The organism is Rothia dentocariosa ATCC 17931 (assembly GCF_000164695.2).
GTDB lineage: Bacteria > Actinomycetota > Actinomycetes > Actinomycetales > Micrococcaceae > Rothia > Rothia dentocariosa.
On record NC_014643.1, the window covers coordinates 1,351,811 to 1,368,144 of the forward strand.

At 54.1% G+C, this 16,334-nt stretch carries 13 protein-coding genes and 1 tRNA gene; 7 read left to right on the forward strand and 7 right to left on the reverse strand.

Translation table 11 applies throughout. The features are described 5' to 3' along the window. Positions 1–93 precede the first annotated feature (93 nt). The 6 genes from HMPREF0733_RS05850 to HMPREF0733_RS05875 all read right to left on the reverse strand — a co-directional run bounded on the left by HMPREF0733_RS05850 (position 94) and on the right by HMPREF0733_RS05875 (position 4,635). Entirely contained in the window at positions 94–975 is an 882-nt protein-coding gene (locus tag HMPREF0733_RS05850; protein ID WP_013398462.1) for a DUF4232 domain-containing protein, read from the reverse strand. 1 nt (position 976) lies between these two features. Then, positions 977–1,297, reverse strand: a complete 321-nt coding sequence (locus HMPREF0733_RS05855) for a 2Fe-2S iron-sulfur cluster-binding protein (RefSeq protein WP_004006570.1) — start codon at positions 1,295–1,297, stop codon at positions 977–979. Positions 1,298–1,514: 217 nt separating this feature from the next. Then, entirely contained in the window at positions 1,515–2,699 is a 1,185-nt protein-coding gene (locus tag HMPREF0733_RS05860) for a hypothetical protein (RefSeq protein WP_013398463.1), read from the reverse strand. 21 nt (positions 2,700–2,720) lie between these two features. Further along, on the reverse strand, positions 2,721–3,296 hold the full coding sequence (locus HMPREF0733_RS05865; RefSeq protein WP_013398464.1) for a hypothetical protein: 576 nt from the start codon (positions 3,294–3,296) through the stop codon (positions 2,721–2,723). Between the two features lie 69 nt (positions 3,297–3,365). After that, entirely contained in the window at positions 3,366–4,055 is a 690-nt protein-coding gene (locus HMPREF0733_RS05870) for a hypothetical protein (RefSeq protein ID WP_013398465.1), read from the reverse strand. Positions 4,056–4,562: 507 nt separating this feature from the next. After that, positions 4,563–4,635: transfer RNA gene (locus tag HMPREF0733_RS05875), tRNA-Arg, on the reverse strand. Between the two features lie 481 nt (positions 4,636–5,116). On the opposite strand from HMPREF0733_RS05875, the gene HMPREF0733_RS05880 reads away from it, so the two are divergent. The 3 genes from HMPREF0733_RS05880 to HMPREF0733_RS05890 all read left to right on the forward strand — a co-directional run bounded on the left by HMPREF0733_RS05880 (position 5,117) and on the right by HMPREF0733_RS05890 (position 9,513). Further along, positions 5,117–6,967 (forward strand): phosphoenolpyruvate carboxykinase (GTP), encoded by a 1,851-nt coding sequence (locus tag HMPREF0733_RS05880; protein WP_013398467.1) that lies wholly within the window; start codon positions 5,117–5,119, stop codon positions 6,965–6,967. 360 nt (positions 6,968–7,327) lie between these two features. Beyond that, positions 7,328–7,840 carry an RrF2 family transcriptional regulator gene (locus HMPREF0733_RS05885; RefSeq protein WP_004006574.1) on the forward strand — a complete coding sequence of 171 codons (513 nt, stop codon included), beginning with the start codon at positions 7,328–7,330 and terminating at the stop codon, positions 7,838–7,840. A gap of 503 nt (positions 7,841–8,343) precedes the next feature. Further along, positions 8,344–9,513 carry an FAD-binding oxidoreductase gene (locus tag HMPREF0733_RS05890; RefSeq protein WP_013398468.1) on the forward strand — a complete coding sequence of 390 codons (1,170 nt, stop codon included), beginning with the start codon at positions 8,344–8,346 and terminating at the stop codon, positions 9,511–9,513. Between the two features lie 624 nt (positions 9,514–10,137). On the opposite strand, the gene HMPREF0733_RS05895 is transcribed toward HMPREF0733_RS05890, so the two are convergent. Further along, positions 10,138–11,541, reverse strand: a complete 1,404-nt coding sequence (locus HMPREF0733_RS05895) for a phosphomannomutase/phosphoglucomutase (protein ID WP_013398469.1) — start codon at positions 11,539–11,541, stop codon at positions 10,138–10,140. Between the two features lie 150 nt (positions 11,542–11,691). On the opposite strand from HMPREF0733_RS05895, the gene manA reads away from it, so the two are divergent. The 4 genes from manA to HMPREF0733_RS05915 all read left to right on the forward strand — a co-directional run bounded on the left by manA (position 11,692) and on the right by HMPREF0733_RS05915 (position 16,211). After that, a complete protein-coding gene (manA, locus tag HMPREF0733_RS05900; protein WP_013398470.1) occupies positions 11,692–12,873 on the forward strand; it encodes a mannose-6-phosphate isomerase, class I in 1,182 nt (393 codons plus the stop codon). An 82-nt stretch (positions 12,874–12,955) separates the two neighbouring features. Beyond that, the gene (locus tag HMPREF0733_RS05905) at positions 12,956–13,246 is read left to right on the forward strand and encodes a nucleotidyltransferase family protein (RefSeq protein ID WP_013398471.1); all 291 of its coding nucleotides are present in this window, start codon (positions 12,956–12,958) and stop codon (positions 13,244–13,246) included. Next, a complete protein-coding gene (locus HMPREF0733_RS05910) occupies positions 13,246–13,581 on the forward strand; it encodes a HepT-like ribonuclease domain-containing protein (protein WP_013398472.1) in 336 nt (111 codons plus the stop codon). The genes HMPREF0733_RS05905 and HMPREF0733_RS05910 overlap by 1 nt, the downstream gene beginning before the upstream one ends. A gap of 170 nt (positions 13,582–13,751) precedes the next feature. Beyond that, the gene (locus HMPREF0733_RS05915; protein ID WP_013398473.1) at positions 13,752–16,211 is read left to right on the forward strand and encodes an RNA ligase; all 2,460 of its coding nucleotides are present in this window, start codon (positions 13,752–13,754) and stop codon (positions 16,209–16,211) included. The last annotated feature ends 123 nt before the right edge of the window (positions 16,212–16,334 follow it).

Below are 16,334 nucleotides of genomic sequence, written 5' to 3' on the forward strand. Positions count from 1 at the left end.
TTGTGTAGATGCTGAAGAGGCGGTTCCTGTATGAGGAACCGCCTCTTGCTGTTATCGCTTCTTCTCGAAGCGCATCATTCGTGTGCTGATTGGTTACGAACCGAACTGTCCCACGGACAGCTGCTGAACCTTGCCGGTGCACGCCTCAGAAGAAGCAGAGACCGTCGTCCAGTTGCCGTCACCGGGAACCTGAACTAAGAATCCGTGCGCCATCGTCGGTGAACAGTTCTTACCCAGCGGACCAGCGTTGACCGAGGTCACTGGGGCGTTTGTAGATTCACCTGTGTGCAGAAGCGTGCCGGTGGGGTTCGTCGAACCTGCCGCTGGGCGTGCTGGTGAGCCAATCTGACTGAAATTAGAATCCGCGTAGACAACCGTCGGGTTACCCTTGAGCACACAGGGCTCCTCAGAAACGTTCGTGAACGTCAGAATGAATTTCCGGGCTCCGGGTGTGCCCTTATCTTCGGAAACAGAAACCGAAAGATCGGTGATCTGGCAGGCTGACGCTAGGAGTGAACCTGAAGAACCGGTTGCTGAACGCCCTGGCTGTTTAGCTTCTGGGCTGGACGATTCTTCAGTGCCGTTATCTCCATCGTTATTCGATGAAGAGCCATCCGCATCTTTGCTTTCCTCGCCGGATGAACTCTTTTTATCGTGAGAATCCTTAGAATTGGAGTCTTTTTTCTTAGCCCCATCCTCGGAATGTTCATCGTTTGAGTGAGAGTCGTTATTATCTGTGGGGTTATCCTCAGGGCTTTGAGAACTATCCCCGCCCGCGGTACTGATAGAACCGGGGGACACAGAATGCGCCGGGTCGGAAGCACGGGTAATTTTACCCTGAGCAACGCTGGCGGATGCGCTCGGTGAAGCGTCAGTCTGCGCAGAATGATCGGCATCGGAAACGCCGCAACCTGCCAGCGTAAGGGCGCAAAGAAGTGCGGTTGCGGAGTAGAGTATCTTAGCCGAACTCGTCATATTACATCGCCGCCTGCAATTGTATAGAGGCGCCATCCATGCCGGGTGCGTATTCCACCTGGCAGCAGAGGCGCGAGTATTCGTTAGCTACGTCGTCTACCATGTCGAGGAGATCCTCCTCAGCGTCGGTACGATCGCCTGAAGCCGCGTAGTGTTCTGGATCAATAAAGGTATGGCACGTGGCACAAGATGCGTTGCCACCGCATGTTGCGAGCACGGGGAACCCGTTCGCTTGTACAGCTTCTAATAGAGTCTGGTGATCCTCCCATTCGATCTCTCGACTGTCACCGTCTTCTCCGGTTACATTGATCTTCACGCTCACGCGCGTGTCCTCCTCACATTGTGTAGATGCACCTCTATTGTAAACTCAGAGCTTACCCCGTAAAACTTTGCGACGGGGGTATGACAGAGGTGTACCCGCGAGAAGGGTACCAAGGTTAACCCTATGATGCAGTGGTGCCGTGCACAGCATATCCGTGACCCGTGCGCCCTAGGGAACGAGTCGAAAATGGTGAATGAGAGTGCCTTTGTTCTGGAGGTTATTCCTCGAAATCTTCCTCTGTTTCCAGGGCATGCACGATACCGCGGCAGGTATCTTTGGGATTGGCGTATCGCAGATCCACACCAAAAATCTCGCGGATCTGACGGGCCGAATTTAGATGCCAACGTTGGCTGTCGGAGGGGGTCACAGATGTGGTAGCTTTCATACCCGGCGCCAATTTTTCGTGACGAATATCGTAGTGCTTGCCACCCATCGTAATCGTAAAACCGTGACTTTCCAGAAGATTCTTAAAAGCGTGAATATCGTGCGGAATCTTAACGCCGCGCTGCGACTTGGTGCCGCGCATCCTGGGCTGCGATTCGAAGGGGTTGCGTGTTTTCACCACACCCTTGCGCACGCTGACAATCTTATGGTTGGTGTTTGAGAACTCTACCGAATAGCCGTGCAGGGAGTATACGGTACGGTTTGTACCCGGGATTGGGCGGCGATCATTCGCCTCTTCGAGAATGCGCTCCACAAGTTCTGCTGTGAGTCCCAGGGCGCTCAGCTGTTTTTCGGCATCAGGGGTGAGTTCGTAGTGTCCGCTGGGGGCGCTGAGCGTAGAGCCATCAAAAGGATGTACCGAGATAACCTCGGAGGTATTCGCGTTCAGAACGGCGGTGTACCCGAGGCGCCGGTTTGAATAATGCTGAACCTCACGTCCGAAACGGTTTTCCTGAGCGGATTCGTCGCGGCGTTCGCTGTCTTGGGCCGTAATGAGCTCAAGGACGAGTGCGTACCCCAGGTTGTTGCGCATCATATGATCGATGACACCCGGCAGTACCGGGTAGATGCGGTCGCCCGGCGGAACATCGCCATAGAAATCATTCTCAATCTGTTCGGCAATGCGTTGGTTCTCGTGCGGAACCTCAAGCAGGGGAATAAGCTGCTGACCTGAGGGTTTAATCGTGGGCTTGACCGCCGCAGGCTTGGGGGCGTTGCGATAGGCGGTCACCAGCGCCTCGTTTTGGGCAATAAATTCTGAGGCAAGAAGCGGCATGATGGTGAAGTAAAGCTCCGCAGCCTCCGGGGAGATTGTGCGCCGTGCATCCAGCAGGCTTTCACCCTCTGGGTTCTGTATAGTCCAGGTGCCCTCCTGCTCGGTGTATTCGTATCGCGCTAGGTGGGAGAGCTCCTGCAGGCGGGCATAAAGCTCGACGGGAATGTCTATTTTCTTGTTCATAAGGTGCTTTCCTCCTAACCCCTATGAGACTGTGGCGTTTGATTCTAGAGAATTTTCCGGGGTATCTTCAGCACCGTTAGCGTCGGTATCTGTGGTGGATTGTCGAATACTCATGACGATGCGGTTATCGGGCGATATCGTAACCTGTATACCGCTTCCGTGATATTCGCGCGTCCAATCGAGGTTTACCCTTACCTTTTCGGGGGAGCTGATGGCGGAGACCATCGCATCGAAGGCTTCGCCGCCGTGGGTTTTAAGATAATTCTGCGCGCCGGAGGTGAAATCGCAGGCGGTGATATCGGGGACGCCAAGAAGCTCGCGAGCGGCTTCGGGGCTGTATTCTGTGCCGCTTCGTCCATCAAAATCATCAAACTCGTCAAGGGCGGTGATAACGGTCATAGACGCGGTATTGACATCGACTCGGTAATCGTTGTGGCGGAACCGAATAATCCAACCGTTAATGCGTTCGGCGCGGCCCAGTGTGATAACTTCGCGGATAGTCACCAGATCGATATTGTCTTTTTTGAAGGTGTCCAACCGTCCCGGATCTACACGATAGTTGGCGGTGCGTTCGGCCTTGGTGATGGGATCATTCAAAGAAGGCAGCGCGGTCTTCTGCGTGTGTCCGTATACCTGTGCGGGATGCTGCGCATCGGATGCTGAAGTCTATGAACCCGCTGGCTTTGGTGTTTGTGATGAAGCCGTCTCGGGCTGCGGGGTTGTATTTTCCGCTGAGGACTGTGCTGCTTGGTTCGTGCGCAGCTGTTGCAGGTATTCTTCAATGCGCGGAGGAGTATAGGTGAGTGTGCTCTTCTTCTTGAACATCGCTGGAGAAGGCATGCGGGCGATGCCGGGCGTGGGAACTTGCGGATGTTCATGGGAAGGTACCGGCTGGGCCTGCTCTAGGGGAGTGGGCACCGTAGGGACGGGTATGGGGCCAGTTTGCGTTGTATCTGCGCTATCATCACTCGCAGGTGCCTCCATCATGTCGGCGGGAGCATCCACCGCGGCGCTAATCGTGGTTTCGGGAACTAGCGGCAGAGAACCGGTGACAACCTCGTCGGCCTGAGATGCACTAACATCTTCGTGCTCTTGAGTCGAGAAAGAAACAATATCGTCAGCGTTTTCAATACGGTGTCGAAAATTCTTATACAGTATCTCGGATGCGGCGCTGAACAGCTTCTCGACGGATGCAGATTCGGCGGGTGCACAAGGACACAGAAGCTCGGTCTGATCTTCGCTATAGACTGCCCAGTGGGCGCATCGGTGATTTGCCGGATAGTATGTAATATCTTTTAGCTGAGCAATATCTATGAGAGAACCCACTAGGGATTGCGGTATTGTGAGCTGAACCATGATGTTGACGCTCCTTCGCTGTTGAAATACTTTCCCTGGAAAATTGGGGTGTATCCAGATTACCGGTATTTTTGAAGCCTGTCTTGGGATGACGGTGTTTTTAATCCCCTAGCAGATAAAAGCGGTGCTAGAGCTTGTGGCACACCGGAAACTGAGGGGCAGACCAAAGTATTTACGCGATGCGTCTGGTTGCACTGATCGTATGGATAGCCGAAATTTCATAGGCTGGTTTTGTGTTGAGACCCCCGATAGTCACCGCTTCTGAAGGCATGGGTATAGTGCCTGAGGTGAAGCTGTTTGTAGATGTGAATGCCTGCATGTTGTGACTCAGAAGGATCGGATCGTGGTTCTCTATACTCGTCAATTATACACTATTCAATAGTTGTTTTAGGGTATAGAAACGGCGAAATCCCCGGCGATTACTCGCCGAGGACTTTCAAACTGCCACGTCTGCAGGCTTTGATAGACAGCAAAAAAGCCCTTCCTTGACAGGAAAGGCTTCGTTCGTACGCCTGAAGGGATTCGAACCCCCAACCTTCTGATCCGTAGTCAGACGCTCTATCCGTTGAGCTACAGGCGCATGCTCCTCGCGACCGGGCTTATAACCACCCGTCGCAGCAACAAACAATACTATACGGGCACCCTTGATAGCGCGCAAGTCGAAAAAGAGTGTTAGTTCTAACAAAAACCCTCAACTATTACTCACAAAGTTCCTAAAAACGGCATAAAAACCGCGTAATTTCAATGTTTTTGCGGGGTGGGAAAATTTTTCAAAAAATTTTGGAATTCGTGGGAACGCTCGGGATTATTCGGTGAAGCTATGCCGCATCCACAGGTAAACCAACTTAAGAACAAGAGTGCTGTAGGGGGTCGAATATAAAATACTCGACTCATCAGCTAAATGCGCTATTCTAGATGAACACGAGGATGTGGAAAATTCCACGGGCGTGTATTTAAGGAAGCTACACGCCCTCGTTAGTTTAAAACATCCTCACAACACACTGCCTGCCGTGCCAGTGAGGTGCCCGGCAATTCTCAAGACTCAAAGGGGAAATAGGTCAATGACTGACATCTCAACCGGTACTCTTTCTGCAGAACTTGAAAAGAGCCTGCAGAACGCTCCCACAACCCACCCCGAGCTCTTAGCCTGGGTGCGCGATGTTGCAGCACTCACCGAGCCCGACCATATCTACTGGGTTGATGGTTCCGAAGAGGAATACAACCGACTCGCCCAAGAACTGGTCGATGCAGGTACCTTCGTACGGCTAAGCGATCATGAGTTCCCCAACTCGTATGCAGCGTTCTCTGACCCCGACGACGTGGCACGTGTGGAAGAGCGCACCTTTATCTGCTCACAGACCGAAGAAGGTGCTGGCCCCACCAACAACTGGCGTGACCCCGTGGAGATGAAGCAGACTCTCACCGGCCTTTTCAAAGGTTCGATGCGCGGGCGCACCATGTACATCATTCCCTTCGTCATGGGCTCTTTGAAAGCAAAGAACCCCAAGATGGCGGTCGAAATTACCGACTCCGCCTATGTGGTGTGCTCAATGCGCATTATGGCAACTATCGGCAAGGATGTGCTCGCGAAACTGGACGAAACCCAGGGCTTCTTCGTGAAGGCGCTTCACTCCGTAGGCGCCCCGCTTGAGCCCGGGCAGGCAGATGTGCCCTGGCCCTGCAACCCCGAGAAGTACATTGTGCAGTTCCCCGAGACCCGCGAAATCTGGTCCTTCGGGTCGGGCTATGGCGGCAACGCGCTGCTGGGCAAGAAATGCTATGCACTGCGTATCGCCTCGGTTATCGGTCATGATGAGGGCTGGATGGCTGAGCACATGCTCATCCTCAAGGTCACCAACCCTGAGGGCATTACCCGCTACATCTCCGCCGCATTCCCCTCTGCCTGCGGTAAAACCAACTTTGCGATGATGGATCCCACCATTGATGGGTGGAAGGCCGAAATGGTCGGCGACGATATCGCGTGGATCGAATTTGACGAGAACCACCAGGCTCGCGTCGTTAACCCCGAGGCGGGTCTTTTCGGCGTGGCGCCCGGCACCGGTTACTCCACTAACCCCAACGCCATGAAGGCAATCTCTAAGGGCAATACTATCTTCACCAACGTGGCGCTCACTGATGACGGCTCCGTATGGTGGGAAGGTAAGACCGACGAGGCACCCGCGCACCTGACCGACTGGACCGGCAAGGACTGGACTCCTGAATCGGGGCGTCCCGCAGCGCACCCCAACTCGCGCTTCTGCACCCCCGCATCCCAGGTGGATATGCTCGCTCCCGAGTACTACGATCCCGAGGGCGTGCCGCTGAGCGCCATCGTGCTGGGTGGTCGCCGCAAGACTACCGTGCCGTTGGTCTCCGAATCCGATAGCTGGGAACAAGGTGTCTTCCGTGCGGTCACCCTCTCCTCTGAGACCACAGCAGCTGCAAAGGGCGCCGTCGGCGTGGTTCGCCGCGATCCCATGGCAATGCTTCCCTTCATCGGGTACAACGCGGGCGACTACTTCCAGCACTGGATTGACTTGGGTAAGAAGCACGGTGCTGAGAACATGCCGAAGGTCTACTACGTGAACTGGTTCCGCCGCACCCCCGACGGTGGCTTCGCATGGCCCGGCTTTGGTGAAAACTCCCGCGTGGTCAAGTGGATCTTCGACCGCCTCGACGGCAAGGGCGGCGGCACGCAGACTTTCCTGGGCACCGTACCCACGAAGGAAGATCTCGACCTAACCGGTCTGAGCATCAGCGATGAAGAACTTAACGCAGCACTCGCCGTTTCAAAGGATGAATGGGTGGCCGAGCTGCCCGGCATTGACGAATGGTTAGCGAAGTTCGGCGATAAGCTCCCCGCAGAGGTCAAAGCTGAGCGTGACGCCTTGGCAAAGTCTCTTGAAGACTAAGGAACATTCGACAATATGACATCACGGTGGGGTGGGATGCGCTGACAATGCGTATCCCACCCCACCGTTTGTGGAAGCCTGCTCTTACATTGTTGTAAAGCACATCCCACCGATCGGGTGTGCAGCGCGTACAGTATGATATGGCATACTCAGGCGTGTGGGATGGTGCACACTTTATGCAGAAAAGGTGTAAATATCCACCAATGCCTTAAAATATTGCTATACAGACTCCGCATTTTGTGTGCAGTAAAGCCATACCTAATTTTCGTGCGGGTGGTACGAAGACTAGAATTTTCCGGTAGAACGGACAAGCCCTATATTATTTAGCCCTCAATAAACTGTTGAAAGGAGATACGAAGCATGCGCCTGACGGCTTTTTCAGACGTATCACTACGTATTATGATGCTTCTTTCTTCCTTGCAGGAAGGGGAAAAACTCTCGACTCAGAGGATCTCGGAGGGAGTCGGAACCCCTTATAATCACGTCGCAAAATCTGTGGCGTTTCTCGTCAATCAAGGGTTGCTTGAATCTACCCGTGGGCGATCCGGTGGCGTCCTGCTGTCGGAGACGGGGCGCAAAGCGACCGTGGGGCAGGTACTTCGTAGTACCGAGGGTGATATTCCTATGATTGAATGCGAAGATGAAAATGGCAACTGTCCCCTAGATAGTTTTTGTCGTCTGCGAACGGTTTTAGCCCGCGCTCGTGAAGCTTTCTATGCTTCTGTTGATGATGTTGTTATCTCTGAACTTCCCGCCGGAGCGCGGCCTGCTGGGCCCGTTTTTGTGGAGCTGGGGTTGGGGCCGCTCGTGCACGAGCCTACGGAGCGAGAGCTGCCGCCCGTACCTCCCCGGCCTGCAGTAGCATCGCATTAAAGATTAAAGTCTCAGGGTGACAAATGTTTGTTGCTCAGAGAGTAGATGCACTATGCGAGAGAAAGTAGCGGATAAACCGTGAAAGCGTGGAGTTTTCTCTTTTGATAGCTTGCCTCTGTCAAGGGTTGGCACCGTAAGAATATACATTGACCGTATGTGCCCGGTGTCCGTTTAAGAAGGCAGGTATGTGACCTGAGTCTGCCTCCGTAAGAGGGGCAGGTGACTGGTGTGCCAGTTTATACGTTGTAGAACAACACTGCTGTTCACCCTGCGTGAAACCTAGCGTCAGAGTACAAAATTATTTTTATTCACATCACGGTATATCGCGGTGAAAATAATCACATAAACACTACTGTACAAAACACACTATCTGATACAAAGGCATTTTAAATATTTCACGCCGCAAGAAAACACCATCTTAGCGAACAATAAAAGGTGATAACCTAAAAAGGTTTACAAACAAAATATCACTAAAATCTAAGAAAGAAAGGCGCACATCCCTCATGCTTTCCGAAAAATCACGCCCGGTTATCGAGGCAACCCTGCCGATTATTGCAGAGCGTATTGGGCACATTACACCAGACTTCTACGAGCGTATGTTCGCCGCCCGGCCCGACCTGATGGATGGGCTCTTCTCCCGGTCGTCTCAGCTTGAAGGCACCCAGCCGAAAGCGCTTGCTGGGTCCATCGCGGTCTTCGCCTCCTACATTATGGAGCATCCCGATTCCTACCCTGACGAGGTGCTTTCCCGTGTGGCGCATAAGCACGCGTCCTTAGGGCTTCAAGAGAATGAATACCCGACCGTCTACAAGTATCTTTTTGAGGCGATTGCCGCAGACCTGGGCGAAGCAGCAACTGAAGAGGTCGTGGATGCCTGGAGTGAAGTGTACTGGCTCATGGCGAACGCCCTGATCAAGATCGAAAAGGGACTCTATGCATCCCAGGCAAATAATGTTACCCACGCGCCCTTCAAAGTTGTTGATCGTCAAGAAACCGGCGATAACGTGGTCGTGCTGACCTTTGAACCTGCCGATGACACCCCCATGACTGAGGCGAAAGCAGGCCAGTACATTTCCATTATTACGAAGGCACGTGATGGTCTGCGCCAGCCCCGCCAATACACCCTGCTTCCGTCCGATAAAAACCAGCGCCGTATCGGCGTGAAGCTCGATCCGAACGGCGAAATGACTTCGATCATTCACGGGCTCAAGATTGGCGATGTCGTCGAGATTTCCAACCCTTATGGTGACCTCACCTTGGAGGGCTTCGGCTCTGCGGATGCACCCCTCTACCTTTTCTCAGCGGGTATCGGCGTAACCCCTATGATTAGCTTCCTCAATGAGCTGATTGAGTCCGGTTCTCAACGTCAGGTAACCGTGGTTCACGCTGACCGTCGCCTTGATACATGGCCGCTGCGTGAGGAAATGACCGAGCTGATCGAAAAACTTCCTCACGGCAAGCTCATCTCGTTCATAGAAGACGAAGAAACTGGCGATTACCGTGGCCGTGTGGACATCGCAAAGCTGGGCGTACCTGCAGAGGCGAACGTATACCTGTGCGGTCCGCTGCCGTTCATGAAGGGCATGCGGTCCGCTCTCGTAGATGCAGGTGTACCGGCGCAGAATATCAATTATGAGATCTTTGGACCGGACCAGTGGATGCTGCGCTCGTAAAGGCTACTTTGGAGAACATACTGAAGCCGCTTGGGAGACCCGTCTGACGCTGCACCGAATATCCCATATTCAGGAGGAGAGATAAATAATATTGGGGGCGTTGAGCCCCCAATATTTTTATTTAAGTATTTCTAAATGTCCAAAGGTAAACTAAAGAAGCCCCCGTCGCGGCTACACCCCACGGAACACTTCTGACCTAATCAGCCGTGGAGGGTCGTAGTTCCGAAAGGGGGTGAGACGGAATGCCGAAAAAAGGTAAAAGCAAAATCGCTTTGGCGGCTGCGCGAATTATCAAAGCCCTCGCGCAACTCGTCAAAGCGATTGCTGACCTAATCGACGTCATCGGCTAAGCCGGTGTGACGTTTCAGCGGGTTCCCCTAGCTTCGCGGTTTAGGGGTGCCCGCTATCTAACATTATACCTAAATATCAGTGGGTATATCCCTGTTAAAACTACAAAGCCCTCGCGCTGGCGTTCACGCCCGGCACGCCTACCGGGGCGAAGCGGCTCAAATGCGCTCGTGCCAGGGCTGTAATGCGATTGTATAACCCAGCACCAATAATGCTTAGAAGAAGGGCGGATACCGATAATAATCGGCATCCGCCCAAAATAAGGAGTTCAAAGAACTACTGGCGCACCAGAGCCAGAATCTCGTCGCGCACGCGCTCCATTGTGGGAGTATCCGGTGCTTCAAGGTTCAGACGCAGGAACGGCTCAGTATTGGAAGGCCGCAGATTTGCCCACCAGCCTTCTTCGGTGTTGGTGAAGGTGGTACCGTCTGAGTCTTCGACCTCTACAGGCGCGCCAGTGTAGTGCGCGCGCACACGGTCCACAGCGGCTGCCTTGTCCTCAATCTCGGAGTTGATCTCACCGGATGCGACATAGGGGGAGTAGCTGGCGCTGATCTCGGAGAGCGCCTGGTTACCGCCGCCGAGGGCCGCGAGCACGTGCATCGCGGCGAGCATGCCGGTGTCTGCGTTGAAGAAGTCCTTGAAATAGTAGTGCGCGGAGTGCTCACCGCCGAAAATACCGGATTCTTCAGCCATGACTGCCTTGATGAAGGAGTGCCCCACACGGGTTTTCACGGCGCGTCCACCGAGCTTTTCGACGAGCTCGGGTACGGCCTTGGACGTGATGAGGTTATAGATAATAACCGGCTGCTCATTGCCTTCCGCCTTAGCGCGCGCGATTTCACGTTCTGCCACGAGCGCGGTGATGGCGGAGGGGGTGACCGCGTCACCCTTCTCATCTATCACGAAGCAACGGTCGGCATCGCCGTCAAAGGCAAGGCCGATGTCTGCGCCGTGCTCAACAACCGCTTTCTGCAGATCAACAAGGTTGGCGGGTTCAAGCGGGTTAGCCGGGTGGTTCGGGAAGGTGCCGTCAAGCTCAAAGTAAAGGGGCACAATCTCAAGTGGAAGCGCGGGCAGAAGAGCATCTCCCAAGACGGCGGGTGTGGTCTTACCGCCCATGCCGTTACCTGCATCCACAACAACCTTGAGGGGGCGAATATTGGAGAGGTCTACGAGCTTACGCAAGTACTCGGCGTAGGCTTTGAGAACGTCCTTTTCGGTGACGACGCCGGGATTCTCAACGGTAGGAATAGAGCCTTCGTCAAGGTACTTCTGGGCAAGATCACGAATATCGAAAAGACCGGTTTCGGAGGATACAGGAACCGCCCCGGCCTTAGCCATTTTCATGCCATTGTATTCGGCGGGGTTGTGGCTTGCGGTGAAAGTAACGCCTGCCGCATTCTCAATACCGCATGCAAAGTAGAGCACATCGGTTGAAATGAGACCGATTTTTTGGACGTTTGCGCCGCGTGCGGTGGCACCTTCAGCGAATGCATCCATGAATTCGGGGGAGGAGGGGCGCATGTCACCGCCCACCAAAACGGTCTGACCAGCCAGACCGAGCACATCAACAAAAGCGGCGCCGGTTGCACGCACAGTTTCGTGGGTAATAGTTTCGCCGACGATACCGCGAACGTCGTACGCCTTAAATGAGTCTTTGAGGTTAATAGTAGTCACTCGTTTATTTTAGCGGGTATATCTTTGAAATGTACCTCTATAATTGGTGGGAGTATCCAGAGAATTCCCTGAATTTTATGGGTTTTATATCACGTATGCCGTAGTTTTGGTGATGTTGCGTGTAAAAGTTCCTAGAAAGGCCAAGGCAACATGGGCGAAATTTTTCCGTTGAAGAATAAGATTCAGAATTATGCGTGGGGTTCGCACGAAGTTCTGGGTCGCATGCGCGGTGTGCCCGTACCCACAGAAAAGCCGGAGGCTGAGGTTTGGGTGGGGGCGCATCCTGCGGCTCCGTCTGAGGCCACAGTTGATGGGTCTGTGTCGCCGTTGAACGAGCTGGTGGCGGCGCATCCGGACCGTTTTTTGCGCCCTGACCGCGCGAGCGATTGGTTCCCGTTCCTGTTTAAGATTTTGGCTATTGATGCTCCGCTGTCGATTCAGGTTCACCCTACACCGCAGCAGGCCCTCGCCGGGTTCGAGGATGAGCAGGCGCGCGGGATTCCGGCTGATGCGCCGCATCGTAACTATAAAGACCGGTACTCTAAACCTGAGAACGTAATTGCCTTAACCCCCATGAAGGTACTGACGGGCGTGCGTCCGCAAGGTGAGCTGCGGGAGCTGGCTGAAGCTTTTGGCGCCGATTGGCTGAGTTCTCGTGTGCAGCTAAGCCCGAAGCAATTGCTGACCGAGATTATTCGTCTTCCGCAGGATGCTGCTGACCGCGCCATAGCGAGTTTGGTAACTGCGGCGCAAAAGCTGATGACACAGGACGGTGTCTCTGCAACGGTGTCGGATGCCGCTGACCTGGTGAACCTGGTGGCGCAGAAGTATCCGGGTGATAAGGGGCTACTCGTCGCGTTTGTGATGAACCTGATGAACCTTGCGCCGGGGGACTCTGCTTTTACCCCGGATGGTCAGGTGCATGCATATGTTTCTGGTACGGCGATTGAGCTCATGAATCCCTCGGATAATGTGCTGCGCGCAGGTCTTACCCCAAAGCATATTGATGCGGAAGAACTTATTAAGGTGCTCGGTGAGCGTCAGGATGCGCCGGTAGTACAGCGCCCGGCGGCGAACGGATCGGGCGTGGAACAATACGCCATGTGGGATGAACGCATGAGCGTGCAGCATATACGGGTGCTCGCTGGCAAACCAGTTGAATACACCTTTGAAGGCACTTCTGCCGCGCTGGTGGTGGACGGTTCGGTCACGATTTCTACGGGTGAGCAGAACATAACGCTGCGCGGCACCGAGTCGGTCCTGCACGCTGGGGATGCCACCTCCGCCACCATCACGGGGGAGGGCGAACTGTATATCGCCCGGTATGTGTAGCGTGTTTATTGTGTGGGGAATATTGAGAGCAAGTTTGTGAGTATTTACTATAAGACTTGTATCTTAAGAAAGGAGTAGCGCTATGCGGCCTTCGTTAGCTTTTGAAACACATCGGCGTGCTATACGCGAGATTGTGAAAAAATATCCTACAGTAAATCCCCGTGTTTTTGGCTCTGTTCTACATGGTACCGATCATGAGGAGAGCGATCTTGATGTCCTCGTGGATGCTCTGCCTGGAGCTACTCTTCTAGATCTCGGAGATCTGGAAGCAGATTTGGTGCAGGCACTTGGAACCCGAGTAGAAGTTCTCACTCCCCAAGATTTGCCCCATAAATTCCGTGAACGCGTACTTGCTGAGGCTCAGCCGGTGTAATGATGAGCAAAAATCGTCTTTCTGATTACATAGAGCACATACAACAGGCAGCCGGTGATGCATATTCTTTTACGGAAAATATGACTCATCAAGAGTTTTTAAAAGATAAAAAGACTCAACAGGCAGTTATCCTAAATCTTATTATTATCGGCGAAGCTGCAACAAAAATCATGGATAATTACGAAGACTATACTCGTACGACTCCTGAGGTTCCGTGGCGCAGCATGCGAAATATGAGGAACCGGTTGGCTCATGGGTACTTTGATATAAACCTCGATATCGTGTGGGATACTGTAAAAAATTGGTTACCTTCTCTGCTGGAACAAGAGTTTTAGCTTCATGGAACTAAAATATTAAGAATATAATTTTTAGATATATTCTTTTGTGTCTCGGTGCACCTTCAGATGTAACATGTAAATATTTCAGAGATGCCGGAATGGAATATCCGGCAAAACCCTGACATAAATTACCCGACCACAACCTCCGACGACGAAAGACAGCACCGATGGCACGTAAAATCTTCCTCTTAGCCGGTGCGGCGGGTGCCGGTAAGAGCACCTGGATCGCCGCGCATCCCGAACTTGCAGACCTGACGCATTCTTGGGATGCCGAGCGCCGCAAATGCGGATACATCACCTACACGCTCGATAATCAACCCGCATTAGCCCTATCACAAAACACCAGCGCCGAATCGAAGGCTATCCGCCGGGTGAACGACTGCGTGGAAGAAAATATGCGGCACGGCAACACCGTATTTATCGACAATATGAACGTGCTGCTGCGCAACATGAAAACCTTCCTCGAATTTGCGCGCAAATACTGCTACACCGCATACCTGGTCGATTTTCAGGGCGAACTCACCCTCGACGAGCTGTATGCGCGCAACAGAACCCGCGAATACACCAAGCGCGTACCCGAAGAGGTTATCGAGACCGCCTACAACAACCACCGTGAGCTGCGCGAGAACTGGCGCAGCATCCTCAAGAACTACCGAGATGTGGTCGCCGGGTACATCGCCCCCAACCAGGTTTTTACCGAGCTCTTCACCCCGGTGCGTGCGCTCGATAACTACCATAAAGTAGTCGTAGTCGGCGATATTCAGGGCATGGGCGGTGAACTCGAAAAACTCATCGACACTCTCTCACCCGAAACCGGGCTGAGCGATGAAAACATCTGCTGGATATTCGCCGGTGACCTCTTCGATCGCGGGCAAAACCCCGAAAAAGTCTTTGACATTCTTGAACCCGCCCTTGGCACCCTGCCCAATGTGCACCTCGTGATGGGCAACCATGAACGCTCCATCATGCACACTATTAGGGGCGTGCGCCGCTACCGTGATGCCCGCGAAACCCTGGATGCGCTCGCCGCCCACGGCGTGTACAACAGCCGGGTGATCACCATGCTCAACACCGCCGTGAATATGATGCCCTTTACTCTCGGGCAGGAGCGTTATTTCGTGACCCACGCCGGGGTTGCGCCGCAGCTCTTTGCGGATTCCCATCGCACGCTGGAAGGGGTGGGGGAGGGGTACCTCACGGGGCTGTATGCAGATGAAACGTTCTATTTGGGTTCTAATCCGTACTCGCAGGCGCGGGCGGGTAAAACCCAGTACGCAGGCTACGAAGAGACGCTCAATGACCTGAACCGGGTCGCCGGTATCACCCAAATTTACGGTCACCGCCCGGCGGCACTCGGTTCGGAAGGATACAGTAATCTCATTCCGTTAGAAAGCAGCGTCGAATTTACCGGCGGCGAGCTGAGCGCCGTGGTGTTCAGCCGCGAGGACAGCGCATCCGGTGCACCCGAGAAAGCCTTATGGAAGCGCGAAATCGTGAAAATTCCATCGAGCTCCCTCATCCCCGATCCTTACGCCTCGGGGAGTAGAACGGCGGGCGCCTCAAAAAACGCTGCAAACGGTGCCGCAGAACCCCTCAACGACGGGCATCGCCTGCTAGAGGAGATGCGCGCTAACCCCAACGTGAACGTGCGCGCCACCGAACCTGCGGGAGTACTCGCGTGCAATTTCACGCGCAAAGCCTTCTACAAAGGCGCCTGGGATAAGACCACCGCCAAAGCGCGCGGGCTCTTTATCCACGCCGAAACCGGCAAAATTGTGGGGCGCGGATACGAAAAATTCTTCAATATGGACGAGCCCGGGCATGAGAGCGAGGCACAAGTTCGCAAACGCCTCGCCTACCCGGCCATTGCACGCGCCAAAGAAAACGGATACCTAGCGATTATCACGGTTTTCGACGGCATGCTCGCCGTCTACAGCAAGAGCGGGGTAACCGCCTACAGCCGCCACGCCGAAAGTATCCTGCACGCCGCCCTCACCCAGGAAGAACGCGCCCGGCTCACCGAAGCGCTCACCCGTATGGATTCATCACTAACAGTTGAGGTGGTCGATCCGTTCCGCGACCCGCACATCGTGCCCTACGAACACGTCACGCTCTATCTGCTCGATCTGATTGCGAACACCGCGCAGTTCAGGGTGAAACCGGCCCGCTTTGAAGACCTGTGGCTCTCGCCGAAAGCCTTCGCGCAGCCGCGCCCCACCGAGGAGCACGGCCCCGTGCGTATTTCTACGGTCGAAGAAATTCCCCTCAAAGACGACGCCGATTTCACCCGCCTGCTCCAGGAAGCGCGTACAAGCAACGCTGAGGGCTGGGTTATCCGTGACTCTACGGGCTATATGGTCAAAATCAAGGCGCCCGGGTACTCTGCCACGAAACGCGCCCGCGCGATTCCCGCGCTGGTGGACTACCTGCGCGAGCCATCCGAACAGCGCAGGGGTACCCAAGCCGACCGTGAGAAGCTGGAACGCAACGCCGAACGCCTGGGGCTGAACCTCAGCGACTATATTGTCTCCACCATCAGCAGGCACTATACATGGGATTTACCGCGGTTGGCACCGCATCTAAAAGACCTGCTGCACGGCGTCAACACGCACGGACGGCTGGACTAGCCCACAAGCTGAGGCGGTGCCCGTGAGAACGTGAGCGCCGCCTCAAGCATGTTGCACGGGTCTGCATAGCTATACGTGCGTTACAATTCCTAAACAAGCATTCGTGCCAGCAAACGTGCGAAT

What these genes read in the sequence shown, in the direction of transcription:
- HMPREF0733_RS05860 (WP_013398463.1), bottom strand. Translation starts at nt 2,699, where the DNA reads ATGAACAAGAAAATAGACATTCCCGTCGAGCTTTATGCCCGCCTGCAG.
- HMPREF0733_RS05905 (WP_013398471.1), top strand. Translation starts at nt 12,956, where the DNA reads ATGCGGCCTTCGTTAGCTTTTGAAACACATCGGCGTGCTATACGCGAG.
- HMPREF0733_RS05880 (WP_013398467.1), top strand. Translation starts at nt 5,117, where the DNA reads ATGACTGACATCTCAACCGGTACTCTTTCTGCAGAACTTGAAAAGAGC.
- HMPREF0733_RS05915 (WP_013398473.1), top strand. Translation starts at nt 13,752, where the DNA reads ATGGCACGTAAAATCTTCCTCTTAGCCGGTGCGGCGGGTGCCGGTAAG.
- manA (WP_013398470.1), top strand. Translation starts at nt 11,692, where the DNA reads ATGGGCGAAATTTTTCCGTTGAAGAATAAGATTCAGAATTATGCGTGG.
- HMPREF0733_RS05890 (WP_013398468.1), top strand. Translation starts at nt 8,344, where the DNA reads ATGCTTTCCGAAAAATCACGCCCGGTTATCGAGGCAACCCTGCCGATT.
- HMPREF0733_RS05870 (WP_013398465.1), bottom strand. Translation starts at nt 4,055, where the DNA reads ATGGTTCAGCTCACAATACCGCAATCCCTAGTGGGTTCTCTCATAGAT.
- HMPREF0733_RS05850 (WP_013398462.1), bottom strand. Translation starts at nt 975, where the DNA reads ATGACGAGTTCGGCTAAGATACTCTACTCCGCAACCGCACTTCTTTGC.
- HMPREF0733_RS05910 (WP_013398472.1), top strand. Translation starts at nt 13,246, where the DNA reads ATGATGAGCAAAAATCGTCTTTCTGATTACATAGAGCACATACAACAG.
- HMPREF0733_RS05885 (WP_004006574.1), top strand. Translation starts at nt 7,328, where the DNA reads ATGCGCCTGACGGCTTTTTCAGACGTATCACTACGTATTATGATGCTT.